The organism is Flavobacterium sp. 38 (assembly GCF_057799715.1).
Genome location: NZ_JBYNWZ010000003.1, coordinates 574,631 through 593,408, shown reverse-complemented (window position 1 = coordinate 593,408; position 18,778 = coordinate 574,631). Strand labels below are relative to the sequence as shown.

Sequence of the window (18,778 nt, the reverse complement as noted above, 5' to 3'; positions counted from 1 at the left end):
GAATCTCCACAAGAAACTCCTCACAGAATGTCGCCAATCTTTGTAGAGCTACTCGCGGAGATTCCTCGTTCCTCGGAATGACAAAATGACGATTAGTCTATAAAAAATACACTAACTAAAAAACCACAATAATATGAAATTAGTAAAACCTTATTTATTAGCCGTCACAGCGATGCTAACGTTAAGCTGTTCATCACAGAAAGAATCTCTTTCGCTAAAAGACGCTTATAAAAACGATTTTTTAATCGGAACCGCATTAGATGTCAATCAAATTCAAGAAAAAAACAGCAAAGAAGATTCTTTGATAAAAAAAGAATTCAATGCTATTACGGCCGAAAATATCATGAAATCTATGTACACACATCCGCAGAAGGGCAAATATGATTTTGCTTTATCGGATAAATTTGTGGCATACGGAAAAAAGAATAAAATGTTTATTCACGGGCATACGTTGATCTGGCACAGTCAATTGGCACCGTGGATGGAAAAGATTGCAGACAGTACAGAAATGAAAACTTTTATGCAGGATCATATCAATACCATTGTTTCTAGATATAAAGGCAAAATCGATTCTTGGGATGTAGTGAATGAAGCTCTAAATGAAGACGGCACACTTAGAAAATCGGTTTTTCTAAATACATTGGGCGAAAAATATCTCGTTGACGCATTTAAATTAGCTGCAAAAGCAGATCCAAATGTGGAATTGTATTACAACGATTATAATATTGAAGAACCTGCAAAAAGAGCGGGAGCTATTGCTTTGATCAAGAAAATAAAAGCCGAAGGTGGAAAGGTAGATGGAGTGGGAATTCAGGGGCATTGGCGATTAGAAAGTCCGTCTTTAGAAGAAATCGAAAAGAGTATTTTGGAATATTCCGCTTTAGGAATTAAAGTGGCATTTACAGAATTAGACATTACCGTTTTGCCCAATCCGTGGGATTTAAAAGGTGCAGATGTAAATCAGAAATTTGAGGGAAATCCAAAAATGAATCCGTATTCAGAGAAATTGCCAGATTCAGTGCAAAACAAACTCGCAGAACGTTACGCTTCAATTTTTAAACTATTTTTAAAACACAAAGATAAAATTAGCCGTGTGACTTTTTGGGGAGTTCATGACAAACAATCTTGGTTAAACGACTGGCCGATTAAAGGAAGAACAAATTACCCTCTGCCATTTGATGCCGATTTGAAACATAAAAAAGCGTACGACAGTATTTTAAAACTTAAGGAATCTAAAGAATAACAAAGAAAAAGGCTTTGTTTTGATGAATTAATCAACAATCGGTTGTGAATTAAAAAATAACTTAAATAAAGCAAACTAAATTTGCATAATATGTTTTTTTGTCTAATTTTACACAACCGATTGTTTAAAATATTATTTGCATTCCTGCAAGGTTTCCAAAACCTTGTAGGTATGTTTAAGAAAGCATGTAAAAATAGAAAACCTGCAAGGTTTTGAAAATCTTGCAGGAGAAAACTAATTAACCGACAAATGACCACAAACCCACCAATGACTAATATTTCACAAAAACTATCCATCAAAGAAAAAATTGGATACAGCTTGGGCGACTTAGCTGCCAATCTCGTTTTTCAAACTTTGATGACGTATCTGGCTTATTTTTATACCGATATCTACGGATTATCGCCAACAGATTCTTCTATTATCATGCTGGTTGTGGGTTTAATTGCCGCCTTTGTTTTCAATCCGATTATTGGGGTTTTGGCAGACAGAACGAGTACCAAATGGGGAAAATTCAGACCGTGGATTTTATTGACTGCAATTCCGTTGGGAGTTGTCGCTTTAATGGCATTTTCAACACCAAATTTTTCGTATCAGGGAAAAGTTATTTATGCGGTTGTAACTTACACTTTATTGCTTCTTTTTTATGCAGCAAATAATCTTCCGTATTCTGCTTTGAGTGGTGTGATTACAGGAGATATGGGCGAAAGAAACAGTATGTCGTCGTATCGTTTTGTTGCCGTTATGTTCGCTCAGTTTTTTGTACAGGTTTTTATGCTAGGCATTATCAAAAGTGCTGGAAATGGCGATAAAGCTGTCGGAATCGAGAAAGTAATGACTGCTCTGGCTATCATCGGAACGATTATGCTTCTGATTACTTTTTTAACTACAAAAGAAAGAATCATTCCTAAACCAGAACAAAAGTCAAGTGTGAAAGAAGATTTAAGCGATTTGATTAAAAACAGGCCGTGGGTAATTATGCTTTCGCTGACGACTTTAGTTTTTGTAACGCTCGCAATGAAAGGCGGTTCATATGTGTATTATTTTGAGAATTATGTAAACAAAGAACAGTTAGCTGTTTTTATTCAGCCTATTTTAGATTTTCTAACCAATATCGGACTGAATCATTTTGGGAGCGATCCTATTTCTGCGGGATTCGGACTTTTTAATGCAGGCGGAATCATCTTTATGATTGTCGGAATTACATTGTCTAAAAACCTAGCAGACAAATACGGAAAGAGAAATGTATTCGGACTATTTCTATTCATTTCGACGCTATTTATTATTGCTTTTTACTTTTTCCCGTCAACCTCTATCGGATTGATATTTTTCTCTCAAATTTTACACGGTTTTTTCTACGGAATCACAATCCCAATTCTGTGGGCGATGATTGCCGATGTAGCCGATTATTCAGAATGGCTGAACAACCGTCGTGCCACTGCGATTATTTTTTCTGCCATGATGGTGGGATTAAAAGCAGGCTTGAGTATTGGAGGAGCGGTAACCACTTTGGTTTTAGGAGCATTCCATTATGTGGCCAATGCTGAGGTTCAGACAGAATCTGCTGTAAACGGAATCAAATTATTAGTGAGTATTTTCCCTGCAATTCCTTTTTTAATTGGAGCCGGATTGCTGTTTTTCTATAAAATCAATAAAGAAATGGAAGTGCAGATCGAAACAGACCTTAAACAAAGAAGAACTTAATTACTTAAACAAAATATTACTATGCCTGAAGACAGCATTGAACACATTAATTTTGAGGAAATTAATGACTTGGCGATTTCAAAGCCTTTAGTATCCCATATTTATACAGCCGATCCTTCGGCGCATGTATTTAATGGTAAAATCTATATTTATCCTTCGCACGACATCGATGCGGGAATTCCGTTTAACGACAATGGAGATCATTTCGGGATGGAGGATTACCATGTTTTTTCGATGGAAGATATTTCGTCAGAAGCCGTTGACAATGGCGTTGCCTTGCATGTAAATGATGTTGCCTGGGCAGAGAAGCAGATGTGGGCACCCGATGCAGCTTGTAAAGCGGGAAAATATTATTTGTATTTCCCAGCCAAACGCGCTAGCGGTATTTTTCAGCTTGGAGTTGCCATAAGCGATTCGCCAGTCGGACCTTTTGTTCCTGAAAAAGAAGCCATAAAGGGAAGTTACAGTATTGATCCTGCAGTTTTTGAAGATGAAGACGGCAGACATTATATTTATTTTGGCGGAATCTGGGGCGGTCAGCTTCAGAAATATCGAAATAATATTTATGATGAAAATAACGAAGAGCCAACAGCCAATGAAAAAGCCTTGGGGCCAATTGTAGCAAGACTTCGTGAAGATATGCTGGAGTTTGATGAAGACCCGAAAGAAATTAAAATTCTGGATGAAAACGGAGATGAAATTCTTGCAGGAGATAACGACCGTCGTTTTTTTGAAGCTTCATGGGTTCATAAATACAACGAAAAATATTATTTCTCTTATTCTACAGGCGATACGCATTTTATCTGTTATGCGATTGGCGATAATCCGTACGGGCCGTTTACGTATCAGGGAAGGATTCTGAATCCGGTTGTGGGATGGACATCGCATCATTCGATTTGTGAAGTAGAAGGCGAATGGTATTTATTTTATCATGATTCGAGTTTGTCAAAAGGTGTTACGCATTTGCGAAGCATGAAAGTAACTAAAATCGATTATTTAGAAGATGGTTCGATTATCACAATTGATCCGTACGGGATTAGGAGGCTGATTGATTAGGAGCTAATCCCGCTATCCGTTGCAATCTTTTTTATTTTTAAAGAAAAAATAAAAAAGGATTTCCACTTCTATCGGGGCTAGGGTATAGGTTTTCATAAGAATTTTTCGTTCAGTCTGTCATCCTTGAAGGAAGGATCTCCGCAAGTAGTTCGACAAGCTAAATCGCCAATCTTTGCCCCATTCTGAGTGTGATTGCTTCGTTCCTCGCAATGACGATTGTTGTGATGAAACCGTTCGCGTGAGGGATAGCAGTGGAAAGCCCACAGCCTGACGAAGGAAGAGCGAGGACTTGAAACGAATAGCCCGACCCGCTTTTTTCAAGCGGGGCACGCCCAAATTATTTTTAAATTAAAAATAACACTAAGGACTAAAAACTAAGGACTAGAGGACTTAAAGAAAAATAACAATTTTAATTTCAAAAAGACTTTTTTGTAAAAGATTTTTAGCTACTTTAGCATAACAGAACGGAACAGAACGGTATGCCAAAAGAAGACGAAAAATTTGAGTTTATAATTAATCACGAAAGTGATATTCCGAAGTACCAGCAATTGGTTGACGGAATTACAAATGCGATTGCGGAGAATATTTTGCAAAAGGGTGATTTATTGCCTTCAGTAAATGTGATTTGCAAAACGTATCAGCTTTCGAGAGATACGGTTTTTAAGGCGTATTCGATTTTGAAGGAGCAGAATGTGATAGATTCTGTGCCGAATAAAGGCTATTATGTGGCGGGAGAAACCAGAAAAGTGCTTTTGGTTTTGGATACTTTTAAAGCGTACAAAGAGGTTTTGTACCATTCGGTTGTGAATAATCTGGCTGATAATGTGATTATTGATGTGCAATTTCATCATTATAATATTGATGTTTTTAAAACGATCATTAATAACGGAATCGGGAAATATTATAAATACGTGGTGATGAATTTTGACCACAAAGAAATTCCTCCAGCATTGTCGGCAATTTCGAATGATAAACTGCTTTTGATTGACTGGAATATTCGGGCGGATAAAGCGAATAATTATGTTTTTCAGGATTTTGGAAAAGCGTTTTATGAGGCGCTGACAGAAGCTTCTGATTTGTTTAAAAAGTATAAAAAAACAGTTTTTATCTATCCCGATTTTACGAATCACCCTTGGGAAACGGTAGAATATTTTAAGAAGTTTTGTACTGATTTTGGTTTTGAAAATGAAATTATTACCGATTCGAAAAAGTTTCAGATTGAGAAAGGAATCGCTTATATCAGTGTAAGTGACCGAATTTTAGGCGAGTTTTTAGAACAGTGCAAAGAGAAGGATTTTGAACCTGGAAAAGATGTTGGTTTTCTTTCTTATAACGAAACGCCGATGAAGAAATTTATATACAAAGGAATTTCGGTTGTATCGACTGATTTTAAAGAAATGGGAACCAAAGCAGCAGCATTTATCACACACGACGAAGAAACGAAGTGTTATGTGCCGACGAAATTAATTTTAAGAGAATCATTATAAAGATATGTATTATATAGGATATGACATTGGAAGTTCTTCTGTAAAAGCGGCAATCGTTGAGGCAGAAACGGGCAAAAAAGTAATTGTTTTGAATGAGCCTCAAAACGAAATGGAAATTGTTTCCCTGCACGCAGACTGGGCGGAGCAAGATCCAGAAATGTGGTGGGAGTACATTTGTACCGCTACGAAAAGAGCGATTAAAGAATCGAATATTGATGCGTCTAAAATTCAGGGCGTTGGTATTTCGTATCAAATGCACGGATTGGTGATTGTGGATCAAGATAAAAATGCACTTCGAAACTCAATTATCTGGTGTGACAGTCGTGCGGTTGAAATTGGGAATAAAGCGTACACTGAAATCGGTCAGGAGAAATGCATGGAACATTTGCTGAATTCGCCTGGGAATTTCACTGCATCTAAACTAAAATGGGTAAAAGAAAACGAACCAGAAGTTTACAATAAAATCTATAAATACATGCTTCCGGGAGATTATATCGCTTTGAAATTAACGGGTGAAGTAACGACTACCAAAAATGGTTTGTCTGAAGGAATGCTTTGGGATTATAAAGAAAATAAAGTAGCCGACTGGCTTTTAGAATATTACGGAATTGATACTTCGCTGACTCCAAATATTGTAGAAAATTTCACCAATCAAGGCGTTATTAATGAAAAAGGAGCTCAGGAATCTGGACTTCCAGCAGGAATTCCGATTGTGTACAGAGCGGGAGATCAGCCAAATAATGCTTTGGCTTTGAATGTTTTGCATCCGGGTGAAGTGGCGGCAACGGGAGGAACTTCTGGAGTTTTTTATGCGGTAAGCGATGCAACTTCCGGAAAAAGCACAAGAGTCAATAATTTCGTTCACGTAAACTACGAATTAGAAACGCCGAGAGTTGGTAAACTGTTGAATATAAATGGAGCAGGAATTCAGTACAGATGGTTGCGTAATAATATGGGTAACGAAAGTTACGAAGTAATGAATGAGAAAGCTTCTGAAATCGAAATTGGTTCAGGAGGTGTTGTTGTGATTCCGTTTGGGAATGGTGCTGAGCGTATGTTCAATAACAAAAATATCGGAACTCATTTCTTGAATTTAAACCTCAACATTCATAATAGCGCGCATTTGTTTAGAGCTTCTTTAGAAGGAATTGCGTTTTCGTTTGTGTACGGAATGGAATGTTTAAAAGACGATAATGCGGTGATCAATGTCATTAGAGCTGGAAATGATAACCTTTTCCGTTCTGAGATTTTCTCAAATACCGTTGCGACTTTAATTGGTCACGAAATCGAGATTTACAACACAACCGGAGCGGTTGGCGCAGCCAGAGCAGTTGGCTTAAAAGACGGCGATTATGATAAGTTTAGTTCAGGAATTACGACTAACGATCACGTAATGACATTTTTACCACTGAAAAATAAAGAAGAATACGTGAAAGCATACCAGAAATGGAAACAAGGATTAGAATTAGTATTAACAAATAAATAAAAAAAATGATAGTTTTAGGAGATAAAGAATACTACAAAGGTATTGGTCAAATTAAATTTGAGGGAAAAGAATCTGACAATCCGTTAGCGTTTAAATATTACAATCCAGACCAAGTTGTAGCTGGAAAAACAATGCGTGAGCACTTTAAATTTGCAATCGCTTATTGGCATACTTTCTGCGGACAAGGAAGCGATCCATTCGGACCTGGAACTCAAAATTTTGCTTGGGATGCATCATCAGACCCGTATCAGGCTGCAAAAGATAAGGCAGATGCTGCTTTTGAATTCATCAGCAAAATGGGATTCGATTATTTCTGTTTCCACGATTACGATTTGATTGACGAAGGCCCAACTTTCGCAGAATCAGAGAAAAGATTAGCATTTATCACAGATTACTTAAAACAGAAAAAAGCAGATTCTGGAATTAAATTACTTTGGGGAACTTCAAACTGTTTCTCAAACCCAAGATTTATGAACGGAGCGGCTACAAATCCAGATTTTAATGTGGTAGCTCGTGCGGGCGGACAAGTAAAATTGGCTCTAGATGCTACTATCGCTTTAGGCGGAGAAAACTACGTATTCTGGGGAGGTAGAGAAGGTTATATGTCTCTTTTGAACACAGATATGGGAAGAGAATTAGACCACATGGCGCAATTCTTAGCAATGTCTAGAGACTACGCTAGAGCACAAGGTTTTAAAGGAACTTTCTTCATCGAACCAAAACCAATGGAGCCTTCTAAACACCAATACGATTTTGACTCTGCAACTGCAATTGGATTCTTGAAACAATACGGTTTAGACAAAGATTTCAAAATCAATATCGAGGTAAACCACGCTACTTTGGCACAACACACTTTCCAGCACGAACTTGAAGTGGCTGCAAAAGCTGGAATGTTAGGTAGTATCGATGCAAACAGAGGAGATTACCAAAACGGCTGGGATACAGACCAGTTTCCAAATAACATTCAAGAAACTACAGAAGCAATGTTAGTTTTCTTAAAAGCTGGCGGTTTACAAGGTGGTGGAGTTAATTTTGATGCTAAAATCAGAAGAAATTCTACAGATTTAGAAGATGTTTTCTTAGCGCACATTGGCGGAGCTGATACGTTTGCAAGAGCATTATTGACTGCAGATAAAATCATCACTTCTTCTCCTTACGAAAAATTAAGAACAGAAAGATATAGCTCATTCGATTCTGGAAAAGGAAAAGATTTTGCTGATGGAAAATTAGGTTTGAAAGATCTTTACACTATCGCACACGAAAACGGAGAATTAAACCTTCAGAGCGGTAAACAAGAATTGTTTGAAAACATCATCAACCAATATATTTAATAGGTTTTAGATTTTTAGATACCAATTAAACCTGACAGGTTTTAAAAACCTGTCAGGTTTCTAAACTCATTACAGAGACAATTTAAAAATACATTCGAATTTTAATATGATAGTCGTAAATCGTTAAAATTCATTTTTAGAAAAAAAATGAAAAATGTGTATGGAGATTATGGCTTGTTTGAATTTTAGATTTGATGAAAATAGATTGAAGGTTTAGTTACTATTTTAGATAATCTCAAAGAAAAAAATAAGTCAGTTTGATAAAAATTAATAGTGAGTTTATTTTTATTGAAGGTTTTTTGAAGAGCAGAATCAAATCGAAATACACATTTTTTCCTCCTAAAATTTAAAACGCATTACAGTGCGTTCCTCCTTAATTTACACAAATACAAAATCTTATCATTTGCAAATCGAACTCAAAAATCGATAAAGCATTTCCTCATTTTTTGTCATCCTGAGCGGAGTCGAAGGAACGCAAAGCATATCTACAATCTTTGCCGACATACTAGAGTGATTTACTTCGCCTGTTCGCTATCGCTCGGGTCTCCTTCGTCGAAATTGACAAAACTATACGGACAAACTTTGCGTAGACGCACTGCGGTGCGCCTCTACAATACTAAATTTGGGCAAATGCATTAAATTCTATTCAATTACTAACCAAAATAAAAACCACACACTCATGAAATTTTTTATTGACACTGCCAATCTTCAAGACATTACAGAAGCTCAGTCTATGGGCGTATTAGACGGCGTAACCACCAATCCGTCCTTAATGGCAAAAGAAGGAATTACCGGAAAAGAAAACATCTTAAAACATTATCTTGATATCTGCAATATCGTTGATGGTGATGTTTCTGCTGAGGTTATTTCTACAGAATTTGAAGGAATGATTAGAGAAGGCGAGGAGCTGGCGGCTTTACATCCTCAGATTGTGGTAAAATTGCCTATGATTGGTGATGGCGTAAAAGCGTGTAAATATTTTTTTTCTAAAGGAATTCGTACCAATGTAACTTTAGTATTTTCTGTGGGTCAGGCATTGCTTGCTGCGAAAGCCGGAGCTACTTATGTTTCGCCATTTTTAGGACGTTTAGATGATGTTTCGACAGACGGAATGCATTTAATTGAAGAAATTAGACAGGTCTACGATAATTACAATTATCAGACTCAAATTCTTTCGGCTTCAGTTCGTCATACGATGCATATTGTAAACTGTGCCAAAGTGGGATCTGATGTAATGACAGGGCCGCTTTCTGCCATAAAAGGATTGCTGAAACATCCGCTAACCGATATTGGTTTGAAGCAATTTGTTGAAGATGCCAAAAAGATGAATCTATAGTATATTTTTATTTCCATTTTTATAGTTTTAAAACTCTCTTTCAGTTATTTGAAAGGGAGTTTTTTTATGAAATAAAAGCAACCGATTGTCTCTTTTTGGTATTTGTAAGAAATATATGCTTTCAGTTTTAGTGTGCTGGTTTTCAGTTCCTAATAGGTTGCATGTCCCATTTTATAAGGGATTAGAAAAGATTTGATTTCGAACGCTTTTTAGAAGTTCAACTACAACGTTTTAGTGTTTTTTAATAAAAACCGATATTTTAACATTTTATGGTTTTTTTAAGATTTTCAATTAAACGATTTATTATCTCTAACGTTTTCGTTGTAATGAATGGTCTTTTTGAGGATTGTCTAATGTTTTGTAAATATAAATATAGATTATTCTTTTTTTTAATGGTATTTTTTTGAAATTGAGAAAAAAAATTAACGCAACCGATTGTGTGTTGTTGTTTTTTGCATATATTTGTTTTGACTATAAGCTGTTATTTGTTGCAAAACGTTAAAATACAAACGCTGATAAAGTCATTAAAAATTAAAAACTAACTAAACCATACTATTAACTCATTAAACCAATTATTTATGACTAACTTTTTAATTACTAAAAGCAGATCTAAATACTTCAAGAATTGGGGACTCTTGATCCTGATGCTGGTATTTTCTGCTGCAGTAAATGCACAAATTACCGTTACAGGTACTGTATCTGATGGTGTTGGACCAATACCAGGTGTCAATATCATTGTAAAAGGAACCAAAACCAGTACTGTATCTAATTTTGACGGAACTTATACGCTTCAGGCTATTCCAACCAATAGTATTTTGGTCTTCAGTTTTATCGGATATAAACCGTATGAAGTTGCCGTAAACAATAAAACTAAAATTGATGCTTTACTAGAAGAAAACCTAAACGACTTAAAAGAAGTTGTTGTTATTGGGTATGGAACATCAAAAAGAGCAGATTTAACAGGAGCGATTTCTTCTATTTCTAGTTCGGCAGTAACCCAATCTGTTTCTACAACTATAGATCAGGTATTGCAAGGGCGAGCTGCGGGAGTGCAAATACAGCAAAACAGTGGTACGCCGGGAGGAAGTTCTTCGGTACGTATTCGTGGTATCAGTTCGATTACCGGTTCAAACGAGCCAATTTATGTAATTGATGGTGTTATTATAGATGGTAATTCTGGTTCTTTAAATTCAAATCCGCTTTCTGGAATTAACCCTAACGATATTGCTTCGATCGATATTTTGAAAGATGCTTCTGCAACTGCCATTTATGGTTCTAGAGCAGCAAACGGTGTCATTATGGTTACTACTAAAACGGGTAGAAAAGGAGATTTGGTTTTAAATTTTGACAGTTATGTTGGATGGCAGCAAATGCCAAAAGAATTGCAGGTGCTTAATTTAAGAGAATATGGAGAATTGAAAAATACTCGTGCAGATTTAGGGATTGTACAGAGAGACCCTTATTTTATTCGTCCCGATTTATTAGGCGAAGGAACAAATTGGCAAGACGAGTTATTTCAGACAGGTTTAATTCAAAGTTATAATTTATCTGCTTCTGGCGGATCTGACACTACTACGTATGCATTAGGAATGTCTTATTTTGATCAGGAGGGAACAATAATTGGATCTTCTTTCGACCGTATGACTATTCGTGGTGTAATCGATTCTCAAGTAAAGAAATGGATGAAGGTTGGCGTGAACTTAAATGCATACAAAACCAATCAGGTTACGACGGTTAATGATGATTCTGTGATTTTAACGGCTTTAAAACAAACTCCAAACGTAGCAGCTCGTAATGCAGACGGAACTTTTGACGGACCAGATACAACTGAATTTGTTCAGACTAACCCGCTTGGAATTGCTATGCTGAAAGATAATCATGGAAAAGACTACGGAATTAGAGGTAATGTGTATGCAGAAATTGGTTTTACAAAAGACTTAAAACTGAAAACACAATATTCTATCGATTATGGTTTTGGTAACCGATATACTTTTAATCCATCTTACACTTTTGGAGCATTATCTAATGAAGTGAGAGAAGGATCAAGAACTAAATCTACCAGCGAAAACTGGATTTGGACTAACACTTTGACGTATAATAAAGTTTTCGGAAAACATAATATTAATGCATTGGTAGCTCAAGAGTTTCAAGAGCAGAATTGGGAAAATCTTTATGGATACCGTTCTGGTTATTTAACAAATGGAGCAACCGATTTAAATGCAGGAGATCCAACAACTGCTAGAAATTCAAATGCAAGTTCTACAAAATCACTTAGTTCTTATTTTGCAAGAGCAGCTTATTCGTTTGATGACAGATACTTTTTAACTGGAACCATCAGAAGAGACGGATCTTCGCAGTTTGCTGAAGGCAACAAATGGGATTGGTTTCCATCTGCTTCTTTAGCTTGGAAAATTTCAAATGAATCATTTTTAAAAGACAATCAGGTAGTCAATAATTTAAAATTGCGTGCAGGATGGGGAGTAACAGGAAATTCAAGTGTTCCAAATAATGCTTATACGTCTGTTTATGGTACTTCTGCAACCAATTGGGGAAGCGGACAAATTGCAACCAATACCGCAAATCCAGATTTGAAATGGGAAAAATCAAATCAAGTGAATGTTGGTTTAGACCTTGGATTTTTGGACAACAGAATTGAAATTACAGCAGATTTTTATCACAAGAAAACAGACGATTTATTATTAAGATTATCACTTCCAGCTTATGTGGGAACAACAGGTCAGGGAGCTACATCACCGCCTTTTGCAAATGTGGGATCTCTTGAAAACAAAGGTTTTGAGTTTACCATAAACACAATCAACATGCAGAGAAAAGATTTTCTTTGGAAATCGAATTTCAATTTCTCTATGAATAGATCTAAAGTGTTGAAATTAAATTCAGAATCAGGTGTTTACGATCAGACATTACAGCAAGGTTCAGATGTTACAGTAGTTACTCGTACTGCTGTAGGTCAGCCATTGGGTCAGTTCTACGGTTATAAAGTAATCGGACGTTTTGAAAAAGCAACAGATTTCTATTATAAAGATGCTAACGGAACGGTAACGCCAACAGCATTGCCAGAAGGAATGGTGATTGGTGAAAATGGAGTTTGGATTGGAGATTATATGTTTGAAGATGCTAATAAAGACGGCGTAATCAACGAAAAAGATGCAGGTTACATTGGAAATCCAAATCCAGATTTTACATTTGGTTTCAACAATAGTTTCTCTTTCTTAGGATTTGATGTGAGCATTTTATTTACAGGTTCTTACGGAAATGAAGTTTTAAACTACCAAAGAAGATGGTTAGAAAATCCTCGTGAGAATACAAACTTACTGAAAACGGCTTTAGGATATGCACAATTAGAATTAATCGACCCTAACGGACCAAACGATTATCGTAACGTGCAGATTGTAGGCGGAGATCCTTACATGCCTAGAATTGGTGCTTCTTCAGCTTCTTCAGCATCAAACTATCGTTTGAGCAACAGATTTGTAGAAGATGGTTCTTATGTAAGACTTAAGAACATTTCAATCTCTTACAATCTTCCGAAAGATTTATACGCTAAGTACGGAATCACAAATGTAAAAGTGACTTCAAACATGCAGAACATTTTAACTTTTACAAAGTATAAAGGTTACGATCCTGAAGTTGGGGCAATAAACCAAAACCAGCTTTTAAATGGTATCGATAACGGACGTTATCCTTCGCCAACAATTACCACACTAGGATTAACTGTTAATTTCTAAAAAACGCACAATGAAAACAAAGAAAATATTTTACACGGCTTTAATTATTGCATTGCCATTTGTTTGGACGAGTTGCAGCGACCTTTTAGACGTTGAACCAAACGATGTAATTACAAAAGAGAATTTTTATAAAACAGAGTCTGATTTTCAGGCTGCAACGGGACCATTGTACAATAAAGTATGGTTCGATTTTAATGATAAATTTTACTACGGTTTAGGAGACGGACGCGCGGCAAACATGTATGCACCGTTCTCAGATTACGTATACCCATTCACCGATTTAACGGAAACAGGATTAACAGGGCCATTAGTTTCGGCTTGGGCATCTTTGTATAATGTTGTACAGCAATCTAATAACGTGATTATCGGTATTTCTGGAAGCCCATTAAATGAAACTATTAAAAACAGATACATTGCTGAAGCTCGTTTTATGAGAGGAACGGCGTATTGGTATCTAGCTTCTTTATGGGGAGATGTAATTATCTCTACAGATCCGAGTGAATTGGTTAAAAATCCGCTTGTAAATAAAAATCCAATGAAGGACGTTTACGAATTCTCTATTCGTGATTTAGAATTTGCTGCCAAATACCTTCCAGAAACTGCGGGTCAGGCTGGGCGTTTAACAAAATATAGTGCATTCGGAATGCTTTCTCGCGTTTACCTTTCATTTTCAGGAGTTAGCGATAACCCGAACAGCGGAACTCGTAACCAAGAATATTTGGATTTAGCTAAAAAAGCGGCAGAAAAAGTAATGAGTTCTGGGCCTTACAGCTTAATGGCAAATTATGAAGATTTATTCATGATTGATAATAACAACAATACCGAGTCGATGTTTGCGCTGCAATGGGTTCCAAATGGAGATTTTGGAGTGAACAATACACAGCAAGCCTATTTTGCATTAGGTTCTGACATTACAGGAGACGATGCTGCGTGGGGATATTGGACAAGAGCTTCTTATAATGTTTTACAAGAATATGAATCAAAAGATCTTCGCCGTAGAGCAACTTGGATGGGAGATGACGATCATTATGCTGAAATTAATAAGGCAAATGGCGGTTATACGGTTGATCACAGTAAAGATTTCTTGACCGTTAAAAAAGGAGTGGTAGGTTCTACAAAAGACAATTCTAAAATCACACGTATGAATTCGGCGCTGAACACTTATATGTTACGTTTGGCAGAAGTTTATTTAAATTACGCAGAAGCGGCTTTAGGAAATAATGCTTCAACAGCAGACGCTACGGCTATTTCAGTGGTAAACAGACTTCGTACACGTGCAGGATTAGATCCTAAAACAATGTTGACTTATGCAGATCTTGCTCACGAAAGAAGAGTAGAATTATGTATGGAAGGGCAATACTGGTATGATTTAGTTCGTAGAGCCTATTACAAACAGCAAGAAGTAATCAACTATGTAACAGCTCAAAACAGAGGAACAATTACTCCAATTTTGTACGATACAGCAACAAATACAGTTACAGTCGATGCTTCAAAAAGTACAAGCCCTAGAGCCATTGGCGTAATCGATGCGACCATTTTTACGCTTCCTTATCCAGAATCTGAATTAGTTCAGAATCCGTTATTGAGAGAAAATCCTGTTCCGTATCAGTTTACAGAAGAGAAAATAAAAGACTTATTCTAGTTTCAGAACTAAAAACTAAAAGATATAAATATGAAATATATTTTAAATAAAAAGTATTGGGCGCCCATCGCATTGCTTAGCATGATGGTTTTCAGTATGCTGTTTACTTCTTGCGACAACAACGATTCAGAAGGAGGCGCAATTACAATTACAAAAGTATTTTTAGAAGATGTAAATTCATCTGTACCAGATAGAGAAGTTACTTTTGCCCGTTTAGGACAGCTTTTGCGTATTGAAGGTTCAGGATTTGAAGGACTTAAAAAAGTATACATCAACGGATATTCAACTTATTTTAATGTTGTTTTTGTATCTAATAATTCAATGTTAGTAAGCGTTTCTGCTGATACCCCAATTTTAGATGCAGATCCATCAGTAAGAAACACAATTCGTTTTGTAAATGATTCTAACGAAGTGACATTTCCTTTTCAAATCCGTTCAGGGAAACCAGTAATTTCAAGTATTTCGAACACTATGCCAAATCCAGGAGAAACGATTATAATTGCTGGAGCTGGTTTAACAGAAGTAAGCAAAGTAGTTTTCCCAGGAAATGTTGAGGTTACAACTGGAATTGTTTCAGATGAAGAAGGAGAATCATTTACAGTAACAGTTCCAAATGGAATTTCAGACTTAGGAGGTTCAATTTATGCTGAAACATCAAACGGAGGTGTTTATTCTCCAAGATACTTCAATTTCAAAAAAGGTCTATTATTAAATTTTGACGGACAAGGTCAGCACGGATATTGGGGATCTTCAACAAGTATGATTCAGCCAGCAGATTTAGAGTCAGCCACAATTGGAACAGGAAACGTTTCACAAGGAAAATACGTACCTCATCGTCCAGTTCGTATTGCTTCTTTTGATGCTGCAAAAAACCGTTGTACAGAAGTTTGGACAGCAGGAAATGGAGTAGACAATTGGAGAGCGCAACTAACGCCTTACATTCCGGCAAGTACAGCATTAGATAAAGTAGCCTTTCAGTTTGATATTTATGTTCCAGAAGTTTGGCAGCAGTCAGGATTCTTAAAAATATGCATGATTAACAATTTTAATGGAGGAGAATGGGCAGGAGCTTGTTACAATTACGTTCCGTGGATTGTAGATGGAAAATCTGTCGGAGTAAAAACAGACAAATGGATTACCGTTACAATTCCATTAAACAAATTCTATGCATGGTCTAAGGAAGCTTTTACTTTCGAAACAGTTTTAGCGTATCGTGAAGCGGCAACGTATCAAAACTTTGGAATTTACTTCGAAAATTCGGATGTAAAACTATCTAATGTAACAGGAAACGCAAGCGAAGTAGAATTCCCTTCAAAAGCAACTTCTGTAAAAGTGTACACAGATAATTGGAGAATTGTACCGTTGGATGCTCCAGTATACAATGATTTTAACTAACTCAACAGCCACAAAATGAAATCTAAATATATCATACCAATAATTGCTTCATCACTAATGATTTTGTCATCTTGCGATGATAACTTGATGGAGTGGGGAAAAGACCCAGAACACGGAGAAGTAACAGGAGCTGAACTTCCGCTGGCTTTAGTTGAAAAAATAGGCCGTTACGAACCGTTAAAAAACTATTCTGATTTTCCTCTAGGAAACGGAATCGGAATTAGTTTATATATGAGCGATGCTAATTATAGAAAAATCGTAAACGAGAATTTTGATGAGGTAACGCCAGGCTACGAAATGAAGCACGCCGCTATGGTAAACTCAAAAGGAGAAATTAATTTTACCAATGTAGATGCTTTTATCGCAGCCACAAAAAGCGCTGGATTAAAAGTTTTCGGACACACGTTGATCTGGCATTCCAATCAAAATGCAACTTATTTAAATGGTATTATTGCCCCAACTATAATTCCAGGTTCTAGCGGAACAAATGTTTTGGATCTAACACCAATTAAAAGTGGCACTTTTACAGGATGGGCTAGAAACAATCCCGGAAAAGGAATTACTACTGTTGCTAATTCTGGATTAACAAGCACTTCTGCAGCAATTCAATTAGCATCAAGTGCGAGTTCTTCTCAAGCTCACAATTTGCAATTAACATCACCAAACGTACCAATTGTTGCGGGACATAATTATGAAATTTCTTTTTACATAAAATCTGATGTCGCAGGTAAGGGACGTATTTCTTTTAATGCTTCATTAAAAAATAAATATCCTTACAAAGACTGGTTTAACACAGGAGGATCATGGGTAGAAGCTTTTACAACAACATCTACTTGGCAGCAGGTAAAAATTAAATTGGCTCCAGCAGATTTTGAAACAGGAAGCACAGCTTTTCAGTTTAATTTAGATTTAGGATACTTGCCCAATGTAACCTATCTGATTGATGCAAACACTTTGTCAGTTGTTGATTTGGATGCTGCTACTGGACCAGTGAATTTGATTGCAAATGGTGATTTTGAAAGCGGTGCTCTTACAGGATGGAATGGCTGGGGAAATAGTTCGACAAGATCTATTTCTGCAAGTGGAGAGGGTTACAATGGAGGATATGCTATGAAACTTACTAATCCAACCGCTGCAAATAACTATAGTGCACAGCAGGTTTATACTTTGAGTGCACCCTTAACAGTAGGGCAAAATTATACTTTTACCTGTATGATTAAGGCCGAAGCACCAGGAACTACAGTACAGATTCAGACTCAAAATACCGCAGGGAACGCAGCAGATTATTATGGAGGAAATAGTGTAACTACATCTTGGACTCCAATTTCGCTAACGATCAAACCAACAAAACAAGATCTTACTAAAGTTATTTTTGATTTTGGACAATATGCTACAACTTATTTGATTGACAAAGTAGTGTTGTCTGCAGAAGGTTCTGGAGGTGGACCAACAGCACCAATTACAATTGAAAAAACAGAAGCAGAGAAAACCAAAATTATTACTGATGCTATGACAGATTGGATTTCTAAAATGATGACCCATTACAAAACAAGCGTTTTCTCTTGGGATGTTGTAAACGAACCAATGAAAGAAGACGGAACGTTGAGAAACGGAACAGAAGGCGACACTGCTTCAGACTATTTCTCATGGGTAAAATATCTTGGAAAAGATTATGCGGTAACCGCTTTCAAATTAGCACGCCAATACGGAAATGCCACAGATAAACTGTTCATCAACGATTATAACTTAGAATCTAGATTAGACAAATGCGACGGATTAATCGAATACGTAAAATATATCGAAGGAAAAGGCGCTACCGTAGACGGAATAGGAACGCAGATGCACATTGGTTTAACAACAGACAAAGACAAAATTGTTCAGATGTTCCAAAAATTGGCAGCTACAGGAAAATTGATTAAAATTTCTGAATTAGATATCAGATTAGGAACTGCTACACCAACAGTTGCCCAGCAAGCATCTCAGGCAGAAATGTACCAGTATGTTATTGATATGTACAAAAAATACATTCCTGCGGCTCAGCAATACGGAATCACGATTTGGGGAGTTTCAGATAATTCTAAAGAACATGAATACTGGCTCCCAAATGAATCTCCAAATCTTTGGGATGCAAATTATGTTCGTAAGCATGCATATAAAGGCGCGGCTGATGGTCTAGCAGGAAAAGATGTAAGTTTAGAATTTTCTGGAGAATTGCAAAAACCGTAAATATTCTTGAGTTGTTACGATTTTGTCAGGCTGAGCGGAGTCGAAGCCCACGCAAGTAACTCTACAATATTGCAGAACATAGCCCAAGGTTTCAACCGTGGGTACGCAATGCATTATCACAATCCATCT

At 36.6% G+C, this 18,778-nt stretch carries 11 protein-coding genes; all 11 read left to right on the top strand.

The features are described 5' to 3' along the window. The first annotated feature begins 133 nt into the window (after nt 1-133). The 11 genes from AC3E9W_RS11170 to AC3E9W_RS11120 all read left to right on the top strand — a co-directional run bounded on the left by AC3E9W_RS11170 (nt 134) and on the right by AC3E9W_RS11120 (nt 18,649). Nucleotides 134-1,243, top strand: coding sequence for an endo-1,4-beta-xylanase (locus tag AC3E9W_RS11170; RefSeq protein WP_488768403.1), 1,110 nt, complete (start codon nt 134-136; stop codon nt 1,241-1,243). 267 nt (nt 1,244-1,510) lie between these two features. Then, nucleotides 1,511-2,944: an MFS transporter gene (locus AC3E9W_RS11165; RefSeq protein ID WP_488768417.1), complete on the top strand. Its 1,434-nt coding sequence runs from the start codon at nt 1,511-1,513 to the stop codon at nt 2,942-2,944. A gap of 21 nt (nt 2,945-2,965) precedes the next feature. Beyond that, the gene (locus AC3E9W_RS11160; RefSeq protein ID WP_306161060.1) at nt 2,966-4,000 is read left to right on the top strand and encodes a glycoside hydrolase family 43 protein; all 1,035 of its coding nucleotides are present in this window, start codon (nt 2,966-2,968) and stop codon (nt 3,998-4,000) included. A 479-nt stretch (nt 4,001-4,479) separates the two neighbouring features. After that, nucleotides 4,480-5,487 carry a GntR family transcriptional regulator gene (locus AC3E9W_RS11155; protein WP_488768402.1) on the top strand — a complete coding sequence of 336 codons (1,008 nt, stop codon included), beginning with the start codon at nt 4,480-4,482 and terminating at the stop codon, nt 5,485-5,487. A gap of 4 nt (nt 5,488-5,491) precedes the next feature. Next, complete coding sequence (locus AC3E9W_RS11150) at nt 5,492-6,973, top strand: xylulokinase (RefSeq protein ID WP_488768401.1); 1,482 nt, start codon at nt 5,492-5,494, stop codon at nt 6,971-6,973. 5 nt (nt 6,974-6,978) lie between these two features. Continuing rightward, the gene (gene xylA, locus AC3E9W_RS11145) at nt 6,979-8,304 is read left to right on the top strand and encodes a xylose isomerase (RefSeq protein WP_488768400.1); all 1,326 of its coding nucleotides are present in this window, start codon (nt 6,979-6,981) and stop codon (nt 8,302-8,304) included. Nucleotides 8,305-8,983: 679 nt separating this feature from the next. After that, nucleotides 8,984-9,640, top strand: coding sequence for a fructose-6-phosphate aldolase (gene fsa, locus AC3E9W_RS11140; protein ID WP_488768399.1), 657 nt, complete (start codon nt 8,984-8,986; stop codon nt 9,638-9,640). Nucleotides 9,641-10,218: 578 nt separating this feature from the next. Continuing rightward, the gene (locus AC3E9W_RS11135; protein ID WP_456893759.1) at nt 10,219-13,386 is read left to right on the top strand and encodes a SusC/RagA family TonB-linked outer membrane protein; all 3,168 of its coding nucleotides are present in this window, start codon (nt 10,219-10,221) and stop codon (nt 13,384-13,386) included. Between the two features lie 10 nt (nt 13,387-13,396). Further along, entirely contained in the window at nt 13,397-15,028 is a 1,632-nt protein-coding gene (locus tag AC3E9W_RS11130) for a RagB/SusD family nutrient uptake outer membrane protein (protein ID WP_488768398.1), read from the top strand. 30 nt (nt 15,029-15,058) lie between these two features. Beyond that, complete coding sequence (locus AC3E9W_RS11125) at nt 15,059-16,423, top strand: glycan-binding surface protein (protein WP_488768397.1); 1,365 nt, start codon at nt 15,059-15,061, stop codon at nt 16,421-16,423. 15 nt (nt 16,424-16,438) lie between these two features. Next, on the top strand, nt 16,439-18,649 hold the full coding sequence (locus AC3E9W_RS11120) for an endo-1,4-beta-xylanase (protein WP_488768396.1): 2,211 nt from the start codon (nt 16,439-16,441) through the stop codon (nt 18,647-18,649). Nucleotides 18,650-18,778: the final 129 nt, after the last annotated feature.